18 protein-coding genes are annotated in these 22,422 nt (G+C 48.3%); 8 read left to right on the top strand and 10 right to left on the bottom strand.

The features are described from left to right. Positions 1–181: 181 nt before the first annotated feature. The 3 genes from DESLBE_RS06300 (at position 182) to DESLBE_RS06315 (ending at position 3,369) form a co-directional block, all read left to right on the top strand. Positions 182–916, top strand: coding sequence for an ABC transporter ATP-binding protein (locus tag DESLBE_RS06300; RefSeq protein ID WP_015943861.1), 735 nt, complete (start codon positions 182–184; stop codon positions 914–916). Then, positions 906–1,922 (top strand): ABC transporter permease, encoded by a 1,017-nt coding sequence (locus DESLBE_RS06305; protein WP_144675777.1) that lies wholly within the window; start codon positions 906–908, stop codon positions 1,920–1,922. The genes DESLBE_RS06300 and DESLBE_RS06305 overlap by 11 nt, the downstream gene beginning before the upstream one ends. A 442-nt stretch (positions 1,923–2,364) precedes the next feature. Then, the gene (locus tag DESLBE_RS06315) at positions 2,365–3,369 is read left to right on the top strand and encodes an HlyD family efflux transporter periplasmic adaptor subunit (RefSeq protein ID WP_144675779.1); all 1,005 of its coding nucleotides are present in this window, start codon (positions 2,365–2,367) and stop codon (positions 3,367–3,369) included. 222 nt (positions 3,370–3,591) lie between these two features. On the opposite strand, the gene DESLBE_RS06320 is transcribed toward DESLBE_RS06315, so the two are convergent. The 4 genes from DESLBE_RS06320 to DESLBE_RS06335 all read right to left on the bottom strand — a co-directional run bounded on the left by DESLBE_RS06320 (position 3,592) and on the right by DESLBE_RS06335 (position 7,986). Next, a complete protein-coding gene (locus DESLBE_RS06320; protein WP_144675781.1) occupies positions 3,592–4,743 on the bottom strand; it encodes a DUF4179 domain-containing protein in 1,152 nt (383 codons plus the stop codon). Positions 4,744–4,745: 2 nt separating this feature from the next. Further along, entirely contained in the window at positions 4,746–5,318 is a 573-nt protein-coding gene (locus DESLBE_RS06325) for a sigma-70 family RNA polymerase sigma factor (protein ID WP_015943857.1), read from the bottom strand. A 303-nt stretch (positions 5,319–5,621) separates the two neighbouring features. Then, positions 5,622–7,337 carry a methyl-accepting chemotaxis protein gene (locus DESLBE_RS06330; protein ID WP_144675783.1) on the bottom strand — a complete coding sequence of 572 codons (1,716 nt, stop codon included), beginning with the start codon at positions 7,335–7,337 and terminating at the stop codon, positions 5,622–5,624. A 43-nt stretch (positions 7,338–7,380) separates the two neighbouring features. Beyond that, a complete protein-coding gene (locus DESLBE_RS06335) occupies positions 7,381–7,986 on the bottom strand; it encodes an HD-GYP domain-containing protein (RefSeq protein WP_015943855.1) in 606 nt (201 codons plus the stop codon). Positions 7,987–8,234: 248 nt separating this feature from the next. On the opposite strand from DESLBE_RS06335, the gene DESLBE_RS06340 reads away from it, so the two are divergent. Both DESLBE_RS06340 and DESLBE_RS06345 read left to right on the top strand, forming a co-directional pair. Continuing rightward, a complete protein-coding gene (locus DESLBE_RS06340) occupies positions 8,235–9,830 on the top strand; it encodes a helix-turn-helix transcriptional regulator (RefSeq protein WP_144675787.1) in 1,596 nt (531 codons plus the stop codon). Between the two features lie 150 nt (positions 9,831–9,980). Continuing rightward, a complete protein-coding gene (locus DESLBE_RS06345; protein ID WP_015943853.1) occupies positions 9,981–10,820 on the top strand; it encodes a histidinol-phosphatase HisJ family protein in 840 nt (279 codons plus the stop codon). 74 nt (positions 10,821–10,894) lie between these two features. On the opposite strand, the gene sixA is transcribed toward DESLBE_RS06345, so the two are convergent. The 3 genes from sixA to DESLBE_RS06360 are packed head-to-tail and all read right to left on the bottom strand — an operon-like array spanning position 10,895 to position 15,078. Beyond that, the gene (gene sixA, locus DESLBE_RS06350) at positions 10,895–11,365 is read right to left on the bottom strand and encodes a phosphohistidine phosphatase SixA (RefSeq protein ID WP_005814151.1); all 471 of its coding nucleotides are present in this window, start codon (positions 11,363–11,365) and stop codon (positions 10,895–10,897) included. Between the two features lie 36 nt (positions 11,366–11,401). Next, positions 11,402–13,549: an RNA degradosome polyphosphate kinase gene (locus DESLBE_RS06355; RefSeq protein WP_144675789.1), complete on the bottom strand. Its 2,148-nt coding sequence runs from the start codon at positions 13,547–13,549 to the stop codon at positions 11,402–11,404. Further along, the gene (locus DESLBE_RS06360; protein WP_144675791.1) at positions 13,546–15,078 is read right to left on the bottom strand and encodes an HD domain-containing protein; all 1,533 of its coding nucleotides are present in this window, start codon (positions 15,076–15,078) and stop codon (positions 13,546–13,548) included. The genes DESLBE_RS06355 and DESLBE_RS06360 overlap by 4 nt, the downstream gene beginning before the upstream one ends. A 237-nt stretch (positions 15,079–15,315) precedes the next feature. Between DESLBE_RS06360 and DESLBE_RS06365 the strand changes: the two genes are divergently transcribed. Next, positions 15,316–16,809: a Ppx/GppA phosphatase family protein gene (locus DESLBE_RS06365; RefSeq protein WP_144675793.1), complete on the top strand. Its 1,494-nt coding sequence runs from the start codon at positions 15,316–15,318 to the stop codon at positions 16,807–16,809. Positions 16,810–16,859: 50 nt separating this feature from the next. Here DESLBE_RS06365 and DESLBE_RS06370 read toward each other — a convergent pair whose 3' ends face one another. From DESLBE_RS06370 to DESLBE_RS06380, 3 genes are all read right to left on the bottom strand, one after another. After that, complete coding sequence (locus DESLBE_RS06370; RefSeq protein WP_015943848.1) at positions 16,860–19,016, bottom strand: EAL domain-containing protein; 2,157 nt, start codon at positions 19,014–19,016, stop codon at positions 16,860–16,862. 128 nt (positions 19,017–19,144) lie between these two features. Then, positions 19,145–19,663, bottom strand: a complete 519-nt coding sequence (locus DESLBE_RS06375) for a methylated-DNA--[protein]-cysteine S-methyltransferase (protein ID WP_005814144.1) — start codon at positions 19,661–19,663, stop codon at positions 19,145–19,147. A gap of 15 nt (positions 19,664–19,678) precedes the next feature. Then, entirely contained in the window at positions 19,679–20,332 is a 654-nt protein-coding gene (locus tag DESLBE_RS06380; RefSeq protein ID WP_144675795.1) for an Ada metal-binding domain-containing protein, read from the bottom strand. Between the two features lie 216 nt (positions 20,333–20,548). On the opposite strand from DESLBE_RS06380, the gene DESLBE_RS06385 reads away from it, so the two are divergent. Together DESLBE_RS06385 and DESLBE_RS06390 are read left to right on the top strand one after the other, a co-directional pair. Beyond that, entirely contained in the window at positions 20,549–21,310 is a 762-nt protein-coding gene (locus tag DESLBE_RS06385) for a glucose 1-dehydrogenase (protein WP_018213247.1), read from the top strand. A gap of 248 nt (positions 21,311–21,558) precedes the next feature. After that, complete coding sequence (locus tag DESLBE_RS06390; protein WP_144675797.1) at positions 21,559–22,413, top strand: MerR family transcriptional regulator; 855 nt, start codon at positions 21,559–21,561, stop codon at positions 22,411–22,413. The last annotated feature ends 9 nt before the right edge of the window (positions 22,414–22,422 follow it).

Consider the following 22,422-nt stretch of genomic DNA (forward strand, 5'->3'; position numbering starts at 1 on the left):
TATTCTTACTTAAAAATGTCCTTACTTAAATTAATAAATGAACATATTAAAGCCCAGTGTTCACTAACCGTCATTATGCTTGATTTTGTTTATTGAAGACTCATTTTGATTTGATTATAATCGAATCAGGAAAATAATCAACTCACTGTCCAATAACTAAGATGAATTCAGGAGGACAGCAATGGAGCAACCGCATTGCATTGTTTTGCGTAAGGTCAATAAATTCTTTGGCAAAAAGCATGTCCTCAAAGAGATTGACCTGGAAATTCCCTATGGCCATATCTACGGCTTGCTGGGCCCTTCCGGCTGCGGCAAAACCACCATCGTGAAAATAATTGCAGGGATACTGGAAGCTACTTCCGGCGAAGCCTATGTCCTCGGTGAAAGGATGCCCCGGCTGAGCTTAATGAACAAGGTAGGGTATATGGCTCAGTCCGATGCTCTCTATGGTACCTTAACCGCAGCGGAAAATCTGCAGTTTTTTGGGGCCATTTATGGCATGGGCAAGGGAGAGATCAAAAAACGGACGGCGGAAGTCATGGAGCTGGTCAATCTTACCGAACACCTCCACAAACCGGTTCAGGCTTTTTCCGGCGGAATGAAACGGCGGCTTTCCCTGGCTATGGCTGTTATGCACAACCCGCCGGTGCTGGTTTTGGATGAACCTACGGTAGGGATCGACCCACTTTTAAGGAGAACGATCTGGGCGGAATTAAACACATTGGCCAGGCAAGGGATTACGATCCTGGTCACAACCCATGTCATGGATGAAGCGGATAAATGCCACAGCCTGGCTATGATGCGGGATGGACGCCTGATCGCTAAGGGCACTTCCCGGGAGCTGCAGGATAGGATCGGTGTCAACGACATCGAAGAAGCTTTCATCTATTATGGAGGACAACAGGATGAGAGTTAGAGCTTTAACCTTCCGGATCTTAAATCAACTGCGCCATGATCGGCGCACTCTGGCTTTGATGCTGGCGGCCCCTGTTTTTCTCCTCACTCTGGTTTATTTTATTCTGGGGGACACCGTTCCTCTGGTGAAGGTAGCCGTTATCAATGCCCCGGCGGGGTTTGAGGATAAACTTGAGGAACTGAATGTCAGAAGCTTGCGCTACAGCGAGAGTGAAGCCCGCCGGGCCCTGGAGCAAGGAGAGATCATTGCCAGCATCAACATCAGCGGCGGAAAATCCGCCATCGACGTGGACGGCAGCAATCCCACCAAGGCTAAAGCCGCTCTGGCTGCTTTGGAGCAGGCCAAGAATTCCGCTCTGTCTTCCAGACCGGATCTTAAGTCGGAGGTTAATTATGTGTACGGCCAGGAGGATTTGCCAACCTTCGATAATTTTGGGGCCACTTTAATCGGTTTTATTATTTTCTTCTTTGTTTTTTTGGTATCGGGAATTTCCTTCTTGCAGGAGCGAACTTCGGGGACTTTGGAAAAACTCCTTTCCACTCCGGTCCGGCGCTGGGAGATCGTAGTGGGTTATGTTCTGGGCTTTGGCCTCTTTACGATTCTCCAATCCTTCCTGATCTCCTGGTACTGTGTCTATGTGCTCAAGGTCATGATGGTCGGTTCCTTTGCTTTGATCCTGCTCATTACCCTGCTCACCGCCATGATCGCCCTGACTTTGGGGATCCTGGCTTCTACCTTGGCCAATAATGAGTTTCAGATGATGCAATTTATCCCCGTGCTGATCGTCCCTCAGATCTTCTTCTCCGGTTTGTTTGATCTGCCTGCCGGAATGGAGGTCGTTGGTCACTTTATGCCTCTCTATTATATAGCCCATGCTCTGACCGAAGTGATGATCAAAGGCGGCGGCTTTGTTGCCATCGCCTGGGATTTAGGGATTATCCTGGCTTGCTCTGTACTGTTTATGATGGTGAATGCCCTGCTTCTGAAGAAATACCGAAGGATCTAAGATGCGAAGCCGGAGCAGACCGGATCGTGTAGCTTTACGCACAACACTCACTCCGTAGCTCCAGGGCTGGTCAACTCGCTTTCTTAACAGCTGCGCCAAACCTTGCTGCATTCTGCATGTCAACCATGGCTCCGCTACGTTAAGAAAGCCTCGTTGACCCGACCGCCCCTTCGCTAAATCCGTTCCCTTTTGTGCGTAAAGCTACGCTTACAGGGCCCGAAAAACAGCCCAAGGATTTTGCTTTACAAAAGGGAGCGAATTTAAGCGAGCGGAAACAAAACTTCGCGAAAAGCACGCAGCGGAGTCGGGTTGGAAACAGGACGTTTCCAACCCGCTATTGAGAACAAGTGCGAAAGCAAAATCCTGGAGACTACTCCATCGGCCCTTCCTATAAGACAGCTAATGTCTGCAAACTTAATCTAACTGAGGAGGAAATTGGGTTATGCAAAAAAGACCCATAAGCTTCGGCTTCTTATTCCTAGGCCTGATCGGGTTCATCTTAACCGCATCCGGCTGTTCTTCCCCATCGGGCCTGGTCTTGACCGGCATCGCGGAAACGGGCATCTACGCCCATTACAGCGAAGTGTCCGGGAAAATCAGTCAACTGAATGTGGAGCTTGGCCAGTCAGTCAAAGCCAGTGACATTCTGGCAGTGCTGGATGACAGCAATGAGCGGTATGCTCTGGAGCAGTTGGAGCAGGCCCTGGCCAGAAAACAGGCGGTTTTGGCTGAATTGACGGCAGGAGCGGACCCTGAGGAAGTGAAGCAGCGACAGAATAATGTCGCTTTAGCGGAAATAGCCTCGGCAAATGCTCAGCTGACCCAAGAGCGGACCAAAAAGGATTATGAAGATGCTCAGGTTCTGCAGGAAGCCGGCGCTCTGGCCCAGTCCGAACTGGATAAAATCAAATACCAGGCAGATTTAGCCGAAGCTGCGGTATCCACGGCCGCCATCCAATTGGATAATGCCCGCCGGCAATTAGCCTTAATCCAGAAAGGCACCCCCCAGGAAAAAATAGACGCGGCTCAGGCTGATCTGGCTTTGACGGAAGTGCAAATCCGCCAGACCAAAGATAATTTAAGCAAATATACTCTGCGGGCTCTTCAGGACGGAACGGTGATCAGCAGGAATTATCTGCCCGGAAATATGATCTCTCCCGGATTTAATCTTGTCGATATCGCTTCCGAAACAGAAAAACACCTGGTGGCTTATGTGCCCAAGGAATCTCTGCCGAAACTAAGCCACGGACAAACGGTCGTCATCCACTGGGGAGAGAAGGAATATGAAGGAACCGTCAGCTTTATCGATGTGAAGGCCCAGTATACCCCCAAAGACATGCAGACCTCTGCCAATAAGAATAAAGAAAGCATGAAGATCAAAGTTAACCTGACTCCCGAAATCCCCTTAAAAATTGGTGAAAAAGCGGAAATCGTCATTCCCCAGTGATTGACTTCGTTGAAAGTGCCCTAAAGAAAAACCGGCTTCGCAGTGCCTTAAACCCATGCTCACAAATGAGGCGAAGTCCGCTGGTTGCACTTATACTTTCTGACAATGTAAAAAGAGGAAGACCCGCCCTTAAACAGAGCAGGTCTTCCTCTTTTGCGATCAGACTTTCTACAGTATCCTGCACCGCACTGCTCAGACCCGCAAGACAAGTCCAGGAAGGTCTTAGTTCACGGTGCTGAGGTCTACGCTAATCGTCTTCATGATCCATTCCCCGGCATCGACCCCTTCCGGTAGCCCTTCATAGCTGAAATGAGTTTCCTTTCCGTTTGCATCGAATGCCACACCGCCGCCCTGGCTATGAACCAGCTTCAAGGTCGGGGTGATCAACAGGGTTTTTGCCTTGGGATCAAGACGTTTAAAGGTAATGATATTTTCCATCTCCGTGGTTTCATCACCGACTTTGCCCTGCCCGCCATTCGTTTCATGCTCATAGATATTGCCTAAATCGTCCTTGATCTCCCAATCCATCTGCACTGCATGAGAAAGATTATTAGGGATTATTTCAGAGTAGTAGAGAAGGGTATTAATCGGGGTCAGAGAGAGGCGGTTTAAGCTAATGGCCACATTCTGAGCCTGAGCCTGATTGTCATCAATCTTGACCACGGTATAATCCAGAGCATTTAAGGATACGCTGAAGTTCAGCTTGCAGTCTGTGGTTTTATAGTCTCCCGTTTCTGTGCTTTCCTCCATATTCGTCATCCCGGAAATCCTCCAACGGAAGGAAATAGCCTCCCGGACTTCCTCCTCGCTGAAAAAAGTATAGTTGCTTTGCCCCACATAGACGCCGGGGCTAACTCGTTTTAATTGGGAGCTGCCAGTGGAACCCTGGGCAAAATCAACATCAATCCAGTCATCCAAGCGAGGCCTTTCTCCAAAATCCTTTTCCGTCTTGATGGTATAGGTGAAGGATAAGGTTCTGCCGTCGTAAATACCTTGATTCAGGGTCACTTCAATGCCATTATCCGCCTTGACCATATTGATGTCCAAGGCTTTTTCCGTATATAAATCATAAACTCCCGTACGTCCGTCATCTAAAAATCGGAAAATATCACCGATGACAGGAACTTCCCTGGCATAAGCGGGAAAGACCAGGCCAAACCCGGAGAGTCCTACGGTCATGAGCATAGCGGCGGCAACAGCCACCATCGCCTTGCTTTTGCCCCGTTTCTTCACCCCGCCCGGCTGACCGGTTGCGGCGATACCTTCTCTCACCCTTTGTTTAACTCTCGACTTTTCCAACTCATCCACCTCCGCCTCTGCAAACTCATTTAAGTCAATGTCTATCTCATTAAAAAAATCGTAGAGATCTTTCATCCTTAACATCCCCCTTCTCCCAAGCTCAGGACACCCTTTACCAGTTGCTTTTTGCTCCTGTAAATACGATTATCCACAGCTGATTTGGTCAATCCCAGTTTCCTGGAGATCTCTTCCGAGGGCATCCCCCAAAAGAATTTCATGATGAATATATGGCGATCCGTAGCGGAGAAAGAGTTCAGTAGTTTGTTCATTTCCTTGGCATTCTCCATAAAAAGCACCTGCTCTTCCGCCGATTCTTGGGGCGGAAACAGGTCGATTGCTTCACGATCGGAAGCAGGAACTTCCAGGTTTTTTCTTTCCCGGCGGTAAAAATCTATGGCCTTGTATTTAGCGATGGCGCAAAGCCACTTGCGAAACTCCTCTTCTCCTTCCCCCTTGAACTTTTGGGCATGATGCCAAACGGCAAGAAACACATCACTGATGCATTCCTCCGTCAGTTCCCTGCTGCCGATAGGAAGCAGGACTTGACGGACAATCCCCTTCACTAATGGGAAGTATTCATCCATAATGAATTCCAGAGCATCTTCATCTTTATTTTTCAAGCGGCCTATGTAATTGTCCTTGGTCTTCATGGTTTCCCTCTTTTCCTTGTAAGAGCTCTTACACTCTATACAACGAAATTAAAAGCAACTTTTCGCATAATTTCCTAAAATAATTTTCTAAAATAATTTCCTGAAATAATTTGCTGTTATCCGGCTCTATCATACCAGTAATCAAACAAAGCAAAAAGACCAGCCGTCAAAAGGTGCAAAAAACAGCGTCTTTAAAGAATCAATTGAATTCAATTGAAACCTAAAGACGCCTTTTAATGCTACTTAACACTATTTAACACTTTAAACACTCTTTAAAATCCTTGGAACCCTCTCCCCGATTTTCTATATCCTGAACTTCCTGACCGCACGCTGCAGCTCCTCCGCCATTTTAGCCAGTTCCTCGCTGGATGCCGCTACTTCTTCGATGGATGCGGACTGTTCCTCGGTAGCAGCTGAAACGGTCTGAGTCTGACCGGATGCTTCCTTGCTGACCCGGTCAATATCCCGTACCGAATCCACAATTTGCTGACTTCCGGAAGCCATCTGCTGAATTGCTGCCGAGATTTCCCTGACCTGAGTGGAAACGTCGCCGATCAGTCCGACAATCTCATCAAAAGCCTCTCCGGCCGAGTTGACTACTTCCGAGCCGATCTTCACTTCATGGGTACCCTCGTTCATAGCCTTGACAGCACTAAGGGTCTCCTTCTGGATCTCCGCAATCAGGCCGGCAATCTGCTTAGCCGCTTCCTGGGATTGCTCAGCAAGCTTGCGTACTTCCTCGGCAACGACAGCGAACCCTCTGCCCTGCTCACCGGCACGAGCCGCCTCGATCGCCGCATTGAGGGCCAGCAGATTGGTTTGGGCGGCAATTCCGGAGATAGCATCCACAATCTGACCGATTTCTTTCGAGCGCTCCCCTAGCTGGGTAACGACCTGGGCCGTGCCTGCTACCGTTTTTTCGATGTTTTTCATCTGACTCACAGCCGCGTTTACCGCCTTGTCCCCTTGACCGGCCGCATTGGCTGTCAGCTCGGCAGACCTGGAGACACTGTTGGCCGTAGCTGCAACCTGTTGAATGCCGGCCGACATCTCTTCCACAATCGACGCTGCATTATCAACGGCAGCCTCCTGTCTGGCCGCTCCCGCCGCCACTTCGGTAATGGTTGCGGCAATCGAATTGGTGGCCGAGGCGGACTGCTCGGCACTGGCTGTCAATTCCTCTGACGAAGCGGCTACTTGCTCCGCTGTGTGGGTTATGTTTTCAATTAAAAGCCGCAAATTCTCCGTCATAGCATTGATCCCCGCCGCCAGCCGGCCCACCTCATCTTCAGAATCTATCGCTATTTTTTCCACGGTCAGGTTCCCCTGGGCGATCTCCCGAACGGTCCCTTCCACCTGAATCAGGGGCTTAGCAATCAGCCTGGCGATGAACCGGCCGATACCCAAAGCCAAAACGATGGCCACCAACGTGATGCCCACCATAACTTTACTGGTCATGGCTGCCGCTGCCTGGCTTTTTATCTCTTCCTCATCGGCAAGCTGGGCATTATAATCGGCAAGCTCCTTTAAAAGATCATTCACAGCGTCAACCTGGCTGGCTGCATGAGCAGAAAAATACCTGAACGCCTCATCCTGGTTTCCCGCTGTTGCCATATCGATGGCTTTATCTCTTTCCGTACGGTAGAGCTGCAGGGTATCCATCAGCTTCGCGAACTGCTCCTGCTCATGGGCATCCATATCTGCTTTGCTATAATCAGCAAGAAGAGTATCCACTTCCGCGACCCGTTCCTCCATCTCCTGCAGAATCTCCTGCTGCTTGCTTTGATCCTGAGTCATAAATACTTCAAGGGTCAGAGCCTCCACCGCTCTGGTTTGTCCCCGGGCCCCATTCACCCATTTGACAGGGAGCAGGTTATTCTGGTACATATTTTCCACCGCAGCGGCCAGGTTATAGGTGGAATAGATCCCCACCAGGCCGACAAGCCCGAGAAATACAGCCATGAACATTGTTAAGCTATTCAGTTTTGTGGCCGTTTTCAAATTGCGAAATTTTTGCATTGTTGCAGCTCCCTTTTGTTTCTGTCCGGCACCCCATAAGCACCTACAGTATCTTAATGAATTCCCCCACCAGCTCCGGATCAAATTGTGTCCCTGAATGCCATAGCAATTCCTGAATAGCCGCTTTTTTGGATAAGGCCTTGCGGTAGCTCCGGTTGTTTGTCATGGCATCATAAGCATCAGCCAGGCCAATCACCCGGGAGTACAGCGGAATCTCCCTCCCCTGAAGCTGCCGGGGATAGCCCTTTCCGTCCCAGCGCTCGTGATGATAAAGCACATATTCCGCCACGTTTTCCATTCCTTTGACCGAACTGAGGATTTGGGACCCTATTTCCGAGTGCCGTTTTATCTCCCTATACTCCTCCTCGGTCAGCTTGCCGGCTTTTTCAAGAATAGCTCTGCTGATAGCTATCTTGCCAAGATCATGAAAGAGTCCCGCCATACTGAGTTCTGTAAGAGCCATTTCCCTTAAGCCTAATTGTCTGCCCATGCGTTCACAAAGCCGGGAAACCCGGTAGCCGTGCTGGGCAATGACACTTGCCGAGAGCTTCAGGTTAAGCTTCTCCAGAGCGCAGCCTTTTGAGTCCGGCGAAGTTTTGTCCTTATTGGAACTTGTGTTTACAGTTGTGATCACAGTTTCCTCTTCCACGGTTCCCTCTTCCCTCTCCATCACCTTAATCATTAAAGTCAACGAGAAGAATAGTTTTGCTTCATGTCGCTTCCCGACAAAATATGTCGTTAATCTCCATATAAGAATCATATTATAATGTTATTTGGAAGAAAGAAACAATCTTTCCACAGATGTCATAACCGTGGCTATGACATCTGAACATCTTTTTAAGACAAATATCCATAAATCTTTATAATGAAAAAGAAGGAAATAAAGAAGGTATATGCATGAACACATCCATTGATTTTGCCCATTGCCTGAAATACCTGCTTTCTGCACTGGGAGTAAGTATCAACAGGCTTTCCAAAGCCCTTAATGTGGATGGCTCCCTTGTTAACCGATGGGTAAATGGGAAAAGAATTCCATCGTATGATTCCAATTACATAGAAGCAATCACTCAGTTTTTATCAGCAAACATAAAAAACTCTTTGCAAATTCAGCTTATCAACGAGCTATTTGAAAGGGTTTTTGGTGTTGATGCTGAAACGGACTGCATCGAAGTAAAGATTAAGAAAGTGCTTTTTGAAGCCCAGGGCATTTCCCTGAGCAATCATAAACTGCACACTAAGGAAGCCAAGAAATTGCTTAAATACAAAAAATCAATGGCGAATCCGCCTTTTTTTAATGAAGTGGGCAGTATGTCCCATGACGACAAGATTATTTCCGGAACCCCTAATGTGGCCGCAGCCTTCAGGCATCTTTTAGGCCTGGCGCTTCAAACCCATAAGAGAAGAAAAGCAATATACATCACTTATTTCAATGATGTATTTTTTTATATGTCCGGGGAAGATGAGCGGCGGCAATTCCAAACCATGCTGGTGGATTTAATGGCTCAGGGCTGCGAGATCCACTACCTGCTGCGAATCACCCATGACCTGCAGCGGATGATGGATTTGCTCAATTTCTTCAAACCACTCCTTGGCACAAATCAACTTTATCTCTACTATCTGAAAAGCTACGATTCCTTGACCCTTGGCAAGGATTATTTTATCGTGCCGGAAACCGGGGTCCTCTCTTGTTTTGTTGCTCAGGCCGATAAATCCTGCGCCCTGTATCTCCGCAACCCTCTGGCTATTTCCTTTTATGAAGAGTATTGGCTGGGGCTTACCCAGTCTTCCGCTACCCCTTTGCTTATTCACTATCCGGCGGACAAAGAAGAGAGTTTCCGCAACTCCCTGCTGGAAAGCGAAGCGGCTATCGGCAACCGCTTTCTTTTTAAGAATAGCTTCAGCATCTTTACGCTTCCCCTCCAGCTCTATAAAAAGCTGTTGCTGAAAAGGAACCTATCCAGCCAAGAAATGGCTTCAGCCCTGGCTTTCCACCAAAAATGCCTAGAAGCTTTCCAGACCAATATCAAAATCTACGAATACAAGGATATCTACACTATGGACAGCCTCCATTATCTCGTAAAAAACCGCCAATTCTACCTCTGGGATCCCGCCGGGCTCTATGCGGTGGATCTGGAAAGGGAAGAATTGGTCGATTTCCTCCAGCACCTCATTACCCTGCTGAAGACCTATGATCATTACTCAATGGCTTTTGTCCGGAAGAACACGCACCTTCCCGGGCTGGGTAAAAATGTATCTTGCGTGCTTAAAGCAAGACATGCCCTTATCGTCGAGATCTTAGGACCGGCCGGTACTGAGCCGGTGCGTTTTTCTATTAACGAGCCCATGGTTCTTAACAGCGCGGAAGCGTCTTTCCAAAAACTCTGGCAGCAAATCGCTCCCGTCATGAAAAAAAAAGCGGAGGTTATCGCCTGGCTCCAACAGGAAAGCGATTTGCTCAAATCCGCCTTCTGCCCGAATCCCGATTCCCAGTAATCCAGCTTTCCCGCATTTAGTCTTCTCTTTAGCATTCCCTCAACCATTTTTTACCTTCTTTTTAACCGTCTTTTAACACAGGCATAAAACCATGTTAACAATCTCCTGTTATAGTAAAAGCGGTAAATCATTATTGAAAAGGAGGACACTATGGTTTTATTGGATTATCACATGCATTCCTTAAATTCAACGGATGCCCATGACGAGATTTCCGCCCTCTGCGCCAAAGCCATCGCCCGGGGCCTGCAGGAAATCGCCGTCACCGATCACTTCGAACCCTCTGCCGGCCATGAAGAGTACTCTGAGTATGATGGCCGGAAGTATTTCACCGAGATTGCCGAAGCCCGCCGGCGCTTCGCTGGGAAACTCAGCATCAAGAGCGGCGTGGAGTTAGGCCAGCCCCATCTTTTTCCCAAGTATTCATTGCAGCTCCTGGAAGAGTACCCCTACGATTACGTACTCGGTTCCGCCCATCGTATGCCCAACAATGTGGATTTTGGCGAAGTCCGCTACACTCCGGAAAACCTGGCTGCCTATTGTGCAAGCTACCTGACAGAACTCAAAGCCTTAGCCCAATGGGGCCACTATGATTGTCTCGGACACCTGGATCTGGTCAAACGCTATGCTGCCAAGTACCGACTGCGGGCCAATCTGATGGATTATCAGGAGCAGCTGGCGGAAATCCTCCGGATCGTCATTGACAAAGGTAAAGGTATCGAAGTGAACACCTCCGGACTCCGGCAATCCTCTCAGGAATGCCTGCCTGACTTGGATATTATCCGCCTCTACAAGGAGCTGGGCGGGGAAATTATTACCGTAGGTTCGGATGCCCACTGGGCTGAAGATGTGGGCAAAGGAATCCAGGAAGGCCTGGAACGCCTGAAAAAGGCCGGATTTAAGTACGTGTCCGTCTATACCAACCGCCAACCAGCCATGATCAAAATAGGGGATAAATCAGCACTCTTTACCAGAGGAGGTTTATCGGCATGAACTTATGGTCAACCTGAAAAAAACCCGCTCAACTTTCGTCGAGCCGGGTTTTTTCTATTAATCTCTCCGCAGCCTTACTTCGACCACACACCGGGCTGTACAAACCAGCGCAACTGAGCTGTTAAGGGAGATTCCTCATTAAGTTTATACCCCGCGATGGCTCCTTTTTTAAAAGGCAGGGGGGTAGCAGCCAGTTTCACGCTCCAGTCCGACAGATAGGGCTGATGACCCACGATGATTAAGCAATCGGCTTGCTTTTGCGGCAGCCACTCTTCGAGCAAAGCCATAAGATCGCCTCCTGTGGCCAGCATCTCGACCTTTTCCACCTCCGCTACATCCAGCTTCTTAGCGATGATCTGAGCCGTTTGCCAGGCTCTTTCCAGCGGACTGGTCCAAATACAGATTTTTTGCTTTCCGTCCAGCAAATGATCGATCCCGAAGGCTACCCGTTTGATCTTCTTCTGCCCCTCTTTTGTTAAGGTGCGTTCCGCATCATTCTCCATATTCTCTTCAGCTTGTCCATGGCGCATTAATATCAATTCCATTGCAATTCCTCCCGGTATTTGTACTTTTCAGGATGACTATTTCATTCCGGTAAACCCCTGCATTTCCGCCCCGGCAGTCACGGGATGAAAACTCCCCTCCAGTCTTTCCTGCAACCTGGCTTTTTCCCTGGTGCTTTGAGCTACCGCTCGTTCACAGAGGGCGTCCTGGCTTTTAACTGATTTTTTCCGCCGTTTATCCACCTTTTTATAGATACCTTTGGCATTTAATATGCGGGCCTTTACCGTATCCTGCCAGGCTATGTCCAGTATGGCCTTTACTTCTTCCTTGGCATCGGGATTTTCGACAGGAAACAGTAGTTCAACCCGGCGATCCAGGTTTCTTGGCATCCAGTCGGCGCTGGACAAATACACCAGCTCTTCTCCGCCATGATAGAAATAAAAGATACGGCTATGCTCCAGAAATCTTCCCACAATACTGCGGACAGCAATGGTTTCGCTGACTCCCGGCAAACCGGGCCGGAGGCAGCAGACCCCCCGCACAATCAGCTTGATTTCCACTCCCTGACTGGAAGCACGATATAAAGCAAGAATAATCTCTTTATCAATCAGAGAATTAACCTTGACGACGATGACCGCCTTCATTCCCCTTTGGGCGTTATGTGCTTCATCCTCAATAAGCTGGAGGAATTTCTCTCTCATCCCAGCGGGTGCCAAGGTGAATTTATTAAGATTGACCGGTTGGGAAAGTCCGGAAAGCATATTGAATAATGCTGAGGCATCAGCCCCAAACTGGGGATTCACTGTCATCAGCCCGATATCTGTATAGATTTTGGCAGTCACATCATTATAGTTGCCCGTGCTCATATGAACATAGCGCTTGATGCCATCCTCTTCCCGGCGCACAATCAAGAGGACCTTACAGTGGGTTTTCAGCCCCACTAAACCATAGATGACATGGCAGCCGGCCTCCTCCAGATGCTTGGCCCAATGAATGTTCTTCTCCTCGTCAAAGCGGGCCTTAAGCTCCACAAGTACCGTAACCTGTTTGCCAAGCTCCGCTGCCTGGGCCAGGGCGGCAATAATCGGCGAATTGCCGCTGACGCGGTAAAGGGTTTGCTTAATCGCCAGAACCTGAGGATCTCTGGCCGCCGTTTTCACCAACTCAACCACCGGTTGGAAGGATTGGTAGGGGTGATGAAGCAGAATATCCTGCTCCTGAATAGCCTTGAAGATGTCCTTTTCCCTGATCAGTTCCGGGACATCCTGAGGTTGAAAAGGGAGATAGCGTAAATGCTCACATCCCTTAAGCTTAATGAAGTCCGAGAGAAACGTCAGATCAATGGGTCCCCGTACTTCATAAATCTTGTCCTCAGTGATTTCCAATTCTTCCTTAAGGATGGCCAGAAGATCTTTATGAAACCCTTTGCCCACCTCCAGACGGATCACCGAACCCCATTTGCGCTGACGTATGGATAATTCAATGGCTTCTAATAAATCTTCCGCCCCCTCTTCGTCGAAATCCAGGTCGGCATTGCGGGTAATGCGGAAAAAGCCTGCGGCTGCCAGCTTATGCCCTTGAAAAAGATCCGGCAATTTTAAGGTGATCAGATCCTCCAACATGATAAATTCCCTGTCTTTGGTCGCCGAGGGAACTTCCACAAAGCGGGGCAGGACTTTCGGAACTTGAACCGTAGCGAAAAGATGGGTCTCCACTCCTTTAATCAATAAGGCAATATACAGCTCTCTGCTGCGCAGCAAAGGAAAAGGCCGGCCCTGATCCACCACCAAGGGGGTGAGCACCGGAAAAACTTTATGCAGGTAATAATCTTTCACAAATTTCTTTTGGTCCTTGGTTAAGGATTTAGGGTTGACAATATTGATGTTTTCCTTCCTGAGTTTTTTAAGCAGAGAGTTCCTGTAACACCGGTACTGACCCTCTACTATCCCATGGGCACGCTCCACAATTTGCGCCATACATTCCTGGGGAAGCAAGCCGGAGGGATCACGTTTCTCCAGACCAGCCAGGATTTGGTCCCCCAAGGATGCGACTCTCACCGCAAAAAACTCATCCAGATTGGAGCTGACAATGGCCAGGAAATTAAGCCGTTCAAACAGAGGGTTAGCGGCATCCAGAGCCCCCTCCAAAACCCGCTGATTAAACTCCAGCCAGCTTAATTCGCGATTGATAAAATTCCCCGTGGTGTCGTAGATAGTTTTCATCATAAGCTTAATCCTTTTCGTTTCACTATGACTTGCATCCCCGTGACTTCCTCAAAAAGGGAACTGCAGTTCTGAAAGGTCCATTCTTCCAAAAAGGGGTCCTGCCAGGAATACATGGTGAAAATCAATTGTTCTCCCTTGCGATGAACCTCCACCTTCTCCACTTTGTTTTTATGGGAAACATCCAGGGCTTCAGCCAGCTTCAGGAGGGCCGCCAGCTTCGATACGACAATTTTATCCCTATCCATTAACCCTTCATAATTTTCGTCCTGATGACTGGGGGATTCCTGAGTGTTATAGCGCACGATATTGGCAATCAAGATCAGATCCCGGGCGGAAAGCCCCATAATATTGTGGTGCCTGATGATCCGATAGGCATGCTCCTGGTGATCTGTAAAGCTGATAAAATAGCCCACAGCATGGAGTATGGCCGCAACCTGCAGATACAGCCTTTCCTGATGGCCCAGCCCGTGGATCTTCCCGGTCTGATCAAACAGGGAAAGGGCCAGCTTTTCCACTTGCTCCGCATGCCGTCTGTCTGCTCCAAAACGATTGGCAATATACCAGACAGAGCTGATCATATCATTCAAGGAATCCTTGCTTTGCGGACTCTCAATCAGTCCATCCGCCAAATCATGGATGAGACCGTTCTTCAGGGAGATATCCGGGACATAAATCTGCCGGGCATGAGTCAGCTTCAAAAAACAATGCAAGGTGATGACCGTGGGCAGAAAGGTATCCGCCTGGTTCTTGACCAGACCATAGGTCCGGGTTATTTGATCGTCGGTCATGATTAAGAGCTTTTCATAGAGCTTCGTAAAGTCTTCAACCTCAATGCGCTGGTCTTCTCCGCATAGATTGGCTACGGTACGGACTTCATTGCCGATCATGATAAAATTGGTAAATTTGATGTCCTGAAGGAATCTTTTTAACAAGGAGGTCTTGCTGTCGATGAATTCTTCCATCACAGCGGGAAAATTGATGCTTTTCGCTTCTAAATCAGCCAGGGTTTCCCTTAAGCGCAGGGAGCCTATTTTTAAATACTCGGTAAAAATAAGCGCCCCCTTCTCATAAATAGAGGTTTCCACACCACCTGAAGCCAAATTTACGATCAGGGTGGTTTGCTCTGCCAGCAAAGGCCCGGGCAGACGGCTGCGCAGAGCCCGATACATAAAGAACCGTTCTTGAGCACTGTTGATGATTTCAACCTCTATTTTGGTTTTCAGCCGAATCAGCTCCAGCACATACTCCCGGTTTTCCGCTTCACGAATCCCGCTGGTGCCGACAGCATGGTAATCTTTTACCCGGTAATCCTTCAGCAATTGGCTGAAACCCTTCAGAATTTCACAGGTTTCCTGAATCGTTTTGCGATCAATTCTGCCCATGGTGAAGGTATCCCGTCCGATGGAGGTAGGCTGGATAACATCTTCAAGGCTCTTGACCTGCCCCTCAGGGTTGAGCTCAGCGATGATCATTTGTATGTAGTTCGATCCCACATCAATAGCAGCAATAAGCGGAAGCTTCAGCTCCATTTTTTTCTCCCCATATAAGCAAAACTTCGACACGTAAATAATAAGAATTGCAAAATTCTGTGATAATATGGTAATTATAGCATAATCTTTTATGAATATTTTTTCTTTACAAATATTTTACATTTCTCCGGGACCGCACAGGGGATTCCAACTTGAAAGGCCCCCCAAATTATGTCATACTGATACATGTCCTAGTGAGCGGCAGAGGCCGGCTACTTAAACATTGAGGAGTTTACTATGAGGATATTGGGAATTATCGACATCGGTTCAAACTCAATGCGTCTCGTCATTGTTCAGCTTACTGACGATAATTCTTACCGGATTATTGACGATGTAAAGCATTCCGTCCGTCTGGGGAAAGACATCCTGCCCAACGGCAATCTTCACCCGATAAGGATGCAGCGGGCCATCGAAACCCTGCAATTTTATAAAACTCTTTGCGATGCCATACAGACCGACCAAATCATCGTCGTGGCGACGGAAGCCATTCGCAAAGCTGCCAATCAAAAGGAATTCCTGGAACTGGTTTACAGCTTAACCGGCCTTGCCGTGCGCGTGCTGGAGGGTGAAGAAGAGGCTTACTATGATTATTTTAGTGTGGCCAATGTCTTTGCTATGTCGGAAAATCTTATCATGGATATTGGGGGTGCCAGCACCGAGCTGATCTGGATGAAAGACCGCAAGGTCCGCAATATGGCCAGCCTGCCTTTTGGCACCATCAGCATAAGCGAGCAATTGAATCAGGCAGCCGGCAATATCTATGAAAAAGAAAAAACTGTAACCAACTCCTTGATCCATACTTTCCATCAACTGGGCTGGCTCCCCCACGGCAAAACACTCATTGGTATCGGTGGCAGCTTCCGCAATATTGCCAAGATAGATAAAAAGCGATGCGCTTATCCTTTAGAGCTTTCTCACAATTATTATCTTCCCGGTGAGCGCCTTCAGGATATCCACCAACTGATCATGACCACTCCCGCCGGTCGCCGCAAGGATATCCGCGGCCTGTCCTCAGAGCGTGCCGATATAATCTGGGGCGCCACCACAGCCATTAACGCCTTGCTTATGTATTGCGGAATCAGCGATATCTATATCAGTGGTTATGGATTGCGCGAAGGCATTATCTATGAAGAGATTCTCCATGATCTCAATCCGGTGGAAGACGTTCTCGATTACTCCATTAATAATCTGATGTCCAATATTGACTTGAACAAAAAGCATGCCTTTCATGTCTGGCAGCTCTCCCGCTCACTCTTTGAGCAACTTGGCTCAGTTCATGAGCTGAATGCTTCCACTGTAAACGTTCTGAAAACGGCAGCCTTGTTGCATGATAGCGGCATTAGTATCAGTTACTATGATCACCACCTGCATTCCTTTTATATTATTCTTAACTCCCAAATCAATGGCCTCAGCCAGCAGGAATTACTAATGGCCGCCTATACAGCAGCCTCTCACCGCAAAAACAAGGTTAAGATCGATCCTGCCCACAAAGGATTGCTGCGGGAGCAGGAGATTAATACTATCCGTAAACTAGGGGTTATTTTAAGAATTGCCGAGTCTTTAGATCGCCGGATGAATGATAATATCAGCGCCGTGGATTGTTTAATCGAGCAGGAAGTGGTAACCCTCAAGCTGACCTCCAAATCTACCCATGAACTGGAAGCTAAAGAGACTATGGAAATTTCAGCAGCTTTCTTAAAAGAGTTTGGCAGACGGCTCCATATTATTTAACTCAAAAGCGCCCTTATCCCACTTTTATGGTGGGATAAAGGCGCTTTTTGTCAGCCTTGGCTTCTCCTGATATAAACCAGGAGATCCGCCAAGGGAATGGCCGGACTGTAAAGATAGCCCTGGTAGAGGTCGCAGCCCAGCTCATGAAGGATCTGCCGCTGCTCTTCCGTCTCCACGAATTCAGCCAAAACAGCATAATTCATGGAGCGGCTTAAATAGATGATGGAAGAAATAATGTCACGGCAGTTCATGTTGGTGGAGATTTCACGCACAAGGGAGCCGTCCAGCTTGACCGTATCGAAATTATATTCCTTCAGATACATCAGCGAACTGTGGCCCATTCCGAAATCATCCATCTCCAGCTCAATTCCCATCTCCTTGAGGGCATTGAGGGTATCCTTGATCCACTTGTTGTTTTCCAGGGCCACCTGTTCCGTAATCTCAATTTTTAAGGCCTTAGGGCTGATCTGATGTTTTTCGATAAGCTGCCTGAGCTTGCCGGGGAAGTCTTGGTTTTCAAGCTGGGAAGCGGTAATATTCACTGAAACGGCCATCTCGGTGAACCCAAGGGCAGCCATGATCTTAATCGTACTGCAGGCTTGGTCAATGATCTCCAGTCCCAGTTCATCGATGAGCTGATATTCCTCAGCCAGCGCAATGACCAGGGGCGGATAAATGGTACCGTAATGAACATGATTCCATCTCAGCAGGGCTTCGGCGCAGAACACCTTCCCCTCATAATCCACCTGGGGCTGATAAAACAAGGTCAGCTTCTTGGTTTCGATATCGTATTTCAGATCCTCGGCCAAGGCTTTGGCCAAGCTGCCGAGCATATCCTGCCGCTCCAAAAGACTATGCCTTTTGTTGCTTCTTTCCGATTTTTTGAACTCCGCGCAAAGGGTCTCAAAGTTCTTTTTCAGCCTGGATACCGAAACAGTCTGGGACAGCTTAACAAAGGGTATATAGCACAGGGTTCCCAGAATCAGGTTAAAGAGCTGCAATAGGCAGCCGCTCCAAAACCCTGTCGCATAGTAGCCGCTGATAAAAACCGGCGTCGTCCATTCTACCGTCTGAATCGTGAAAGGGACCAGCCCCAGGCTTACGGCGGCATACGAGGTCACGGTCAAAAGCAGGGGCACCAGCAGGAAGGGGATCAGATAGATGGGGTTCAGGACCAGAGGAAAGCCAAAGACAATCAGCTCATTGATGTTAAAAAGGAGGGGGAACAGAGAAAACTTAGCGATCCGGCGCTGATTTTTGTTCTTTTTCAGCATAAATACGGCAACGAGCAGGCAGAGGGTGCTCCCGCAGCCCCCCATCAGAACAAAAGTATCAAAGAAAGTCTTGGTGAAAATCTGGGTAGGTTCCCCGCCGGCCTGGATCAGCTCCTGATTAATGGCCAGGGCCGGTACATAGATGCTCTGGGCCACATGTTCCAGCATATTGCTGCCATGAATGCCGAAAAACCAAAGGAAATGGATCAGAAAAATAAACAGCAGCGCCCGCAGAAAGGAATTGTTGATATTGGCGAACAAATGATAGAGGACGTCGGCAAGGAAATCGTTGATATCGGTTATGTTCAGAAGGGCGGCTAAAATCTGGTTGACAGCGGCAAAAAGAGTGATCGTGATGGCCGCCGGAATAATCGAGGCTACGGCATGGCTGAAGGTGATGGAATCACCGTCGGAAAAGGGCCGGATCCTCAGCAGCTTAATGGAACTGAGCTTATAAAACAAAAGGCTGGCGGCTACCGCCACCAGTATGGAAACAAAGACCCCGGTCACTCCATAATTGGTGATTTTAAACCCATCTTTATTAATGCCAAAGAGAGCCACAAAAGAACACAAGGCCACAGTGGAGACGATCACGGGATTGATTCTGAGCTTATCCCGGTTCTCCAGCTCGGTGGCTAAGGAATAGGTGATGCAGGTGACCATGGCCAGAGATAAAATACCAATCGTACCATCGTGGACATAGATGAAAAAGTCCTGCCAATTCTGCCCGAACAGCCTTGCCATCAGCTCCTGATACTGGGGTACGGGAAAACTGGAAAACAGCAGCGCCAGAGAACCGATCAGCACCACTGGAATCATTAAAATAAGCCCCCGCCGGATCGATGCCAGCAAGAGGTTCTCACCCGCTTTTTCCATCAATTTAGTGTAGTCGCCGCTCATCTCAGCAACATTACTGAAGAGGCGCTTGTGCATCTTTTATCATCTCCGCTGCCATGAATCCCTAAAAAACAACTTATCTTTAAGTTAATTCTTTTTTCGAAAAAATGTCAAGAGATGACAGCTTAAATTGCATAGCCATGCCTGATTTACCTGATTTGACCCTAAAACAGCTTTCGGCAGTTAAGGTCCGCCTGTTCGAGCCGCAGCAAAGCTTGCTTCTTTTCCAGGCCTCCTGCATAACCGGTCAGACTTCCGCCGGCTCCCACCACTCTGTGGCAGGGTATGAGAATCGAGATGGGATTATGCCCCACCGCCCCTCCCACAGCCTGAGCGGACATGGAGGACAGCCCTCTGGAGGCGGCCAGCTTTCTGGCTATTTCACCATAGGTGGTAACACGGCCACGGGGAATTTCCAGAAGAATTTCCCACACCGCTTTTTGAAAATCCGTCCCCTTGGGCGCCAGCTCAGGAAATGGAGCGGAGCCTTCCCTTTCGGAAAAGTAATGGTCCAGCCAGGTCTGCAGAGACTTAAAAACCCTCTGCTCCGGCTCAGTGACCCATGCTTCTGTCTGAGCCGGATAGTATTTTTGCCCGATAAACCAAAGTCCGGTAAGGGCCTCTCCTTCAGCAGCCGCTGTGATGTCTCCCAGGGGAGTACTGAGAGTGCAGGTATAAATCATGATTGAATCAACTCCTTAGATTTGTTTGGGTCCTGCAGCTTTCCGCACATCGTTCAGGCTGCTGCAGTTATGGGTCCCTTTCGGCAGCCCGCACCGCCCCTCACCGGCTTCCTCCTTGCCCAGGGCTGAACAGCGGTATTCCTTGGGGGATACGCCGGTCAGCCGGCGGAAGTGAGTGTAAAAGGTAGAAAGGCTTTCAAAACCGCTTTGCAGGGCAATTTGCAGAGTGCTCTCCTGGGTATGGGTCAGGAGCTTTTGCGCAGACTCGATGCGCAATGTATTCAGATACTCCGCCGGAATCTTGCCGTAGTGCGCATAAAACACCTGGCCGGTACGGTTCCGGCCGACACCAAGCTTTTTCAGCTCTTCCCGCAAACGGCTGTGGTCAGCGAAATAAAGATCATAGATCCCTTTTATTTTTTCAGCCAGCTCTTTTTGGGGTTGAAATTCCGCCAAATCAGGCCGGCACCGTTTACATGGCCGCAGTCCCCAGGCACGTGCCTGAGCGGCGTTGTCAAAAAAAATCACATTCTCCCGCTTAGGGTTTTTCGATTTACAGGAGGGGCGGCAAAAAATCCCCGTGGTTTGTACTCCGTAAAAAAACTGTCCATCATAAGCCGGATCGCAGGCAAGGACAGCTTGCCACTTTTCTTCTGTACTAAGCGTCATCCGGACACCTCCTTAACTTACTTCCGGGAAAGGCAATAACTCATCTATCTCTACTATAATCGTTCTGGGAAAGGCTGTCTTCCGATATTGCATCATTTAATTTTTGAGGCTGATTTTAACCTTCTTTTCTAATTTTATCATTAGTTTCATCCTTCCGGTGCATACTAAACGCACTGATAAAATGAACGACTGTTTCAGCTAGAGGAGGATAAAAACATGTTTAATCTACAAGGCCGTGTGGCTGTTATTACCGGAGCGTCCAGCGGATTAGGCACCCAAATGGCTCATGGGCTGGCTGAACAAGGTGCCGATGTGGTGCTGTTGGCCCGCCGGGAGGAGCGACTGCGTAAAGTGGCCGAAGATATTGAAAGCCAATACGGTGTCCAAGCCTATCCCTTCCCTTGTGACGTAACTCAACTGGCCTCTGTTCAGGCCGCCGTTCAAGCTGCCCGGGAGCGATTCGGCAAAGTGGATATCCTTATTAATAACGCCGGCATCGGCTCCGTTGCACCTGCCGAAACAATGGACGATGAAGTATGGGAACATAATCTGTCCGTGGATCTGACCGGTGTCTTTCGTATCGCCCGCGAATTTGGCAAAGTCATGCTGGAAGCCGGTTATGGGCGTATTATCAATATTTCTTCCATGTACGGCATGGTGGGAAATTCAGCTACACCCGCTTCCGCCTACCATGCAGCCAAAGGCGGTGTGGTCAATCTCACCCGGGCTTTGGCTGCGGAATGGGCCGACCGTGGTGTCACCGTCAATTGTCTCTGCCCAGGCTATTTTGAAACGGAATTGACTGTCGATCTTCTGAAGACGGAGGAATTCAAGGCTTATATGGAGCGCACCGTGCCCCTGAAACGTTACGGCAATTCCGGTGAATTGAATTCCGCTGCCTGCTTCCTGGCGGCTGATGAATCATCCTATATAACCGGAGCCATTCTACCCATTGACGGCGGTTACACCTGCGTTTAAATTCAGATCAGGGGCAGGCTTTGCCGGTGCCATGATATCAATAGTCAGGCATACTAATTCAATATTAATTAAACGAAAAGCATCTTTCCCGTATCCAGAAAGCGGTATGCCCATGCGGAAAGGATGCTTTTCATATTTCTATATAAATAGAACAAAAAGCATTGACACTCACGTAACGTGATAGGCTATTCTACAGACAGAGGCAACTTGATGGCATCTTATCTCAAAACCCGGAAAGGAGGACAATAATGAGGACTGTAAAACAGGTTTCCGCATTAACAGGTGTTAGTGTCAGAACACTCCAATTCTACGACGAAATTGATTTGTTCAAACCGACCCAAGTTAACGATGCAGGCTACAGATTATATGATGATGCTTCCTTGGAACTATTGCAGCAAATATTGTTTTTCAAAGAGCTTGATTTTACCCTGAGAGAGATAAAAGCCATCATGGCTAACCCCCACTTCGATAAAGTTGAAGCCTTCAAAAAGCAAAAGACTTTAATTCAACTCAAACGGGATAGGCTGAATAGGTTGCTCAGTCTATTGGCGAAACTGGAAAAAGGAGAAAAGATTATGAGCTTTAATGAATTTGATATGAGCGGTTACTTCCAGGCTTTAGAAGAGTTTAAAAAAACTCATGCCGATGAAATTCTTAAGAAATTTGGCGATATTGATGCATTTGATGAAATGGTCGGTGAGCTAAAAGCAAAGGCCTCGGATATTGCTGAACTTGCCGTCAAACAGTATGGCAGCATCGAAAACTATACTAGAGCTTCCGAAAAAAACTTGGAAAACTATCTGAAAAACGGTACGGAGACCATCGATGTCGAGGAATCCATGGCCAAGACAGATTCACTTACCCGGCAGCTTACAGCGGATTTAAGCAAAGATGTTTCCTCTCAAGAAATCCAAACAATGATTCTGCAACTTATTGATTTATGCAATCAAGGCCACAATGGTCTGGATATGGGAGAAAACTACTGGGCTTTTATGGCCGAAAATTACCTTACCAATCCCCTCTTTATCAGCACCACAGATCAAAAATACGGTGAGGGTGCCGCAGAGTTTATCGGCAAAGCCTTAAAGATTCATTTAGGGTAAAGGAGTCAG

The organism is Desulfitobacterium sp. LBE (assembly GCF_007830365.1).
Classification (GTDB): Bacteria; Bacillota; Desulfitobacteriia; order Desulfitobacteriales; family Desulfitobacteriaceae; genus Desulfitobacterium; species Desulfitobacterium hafniense.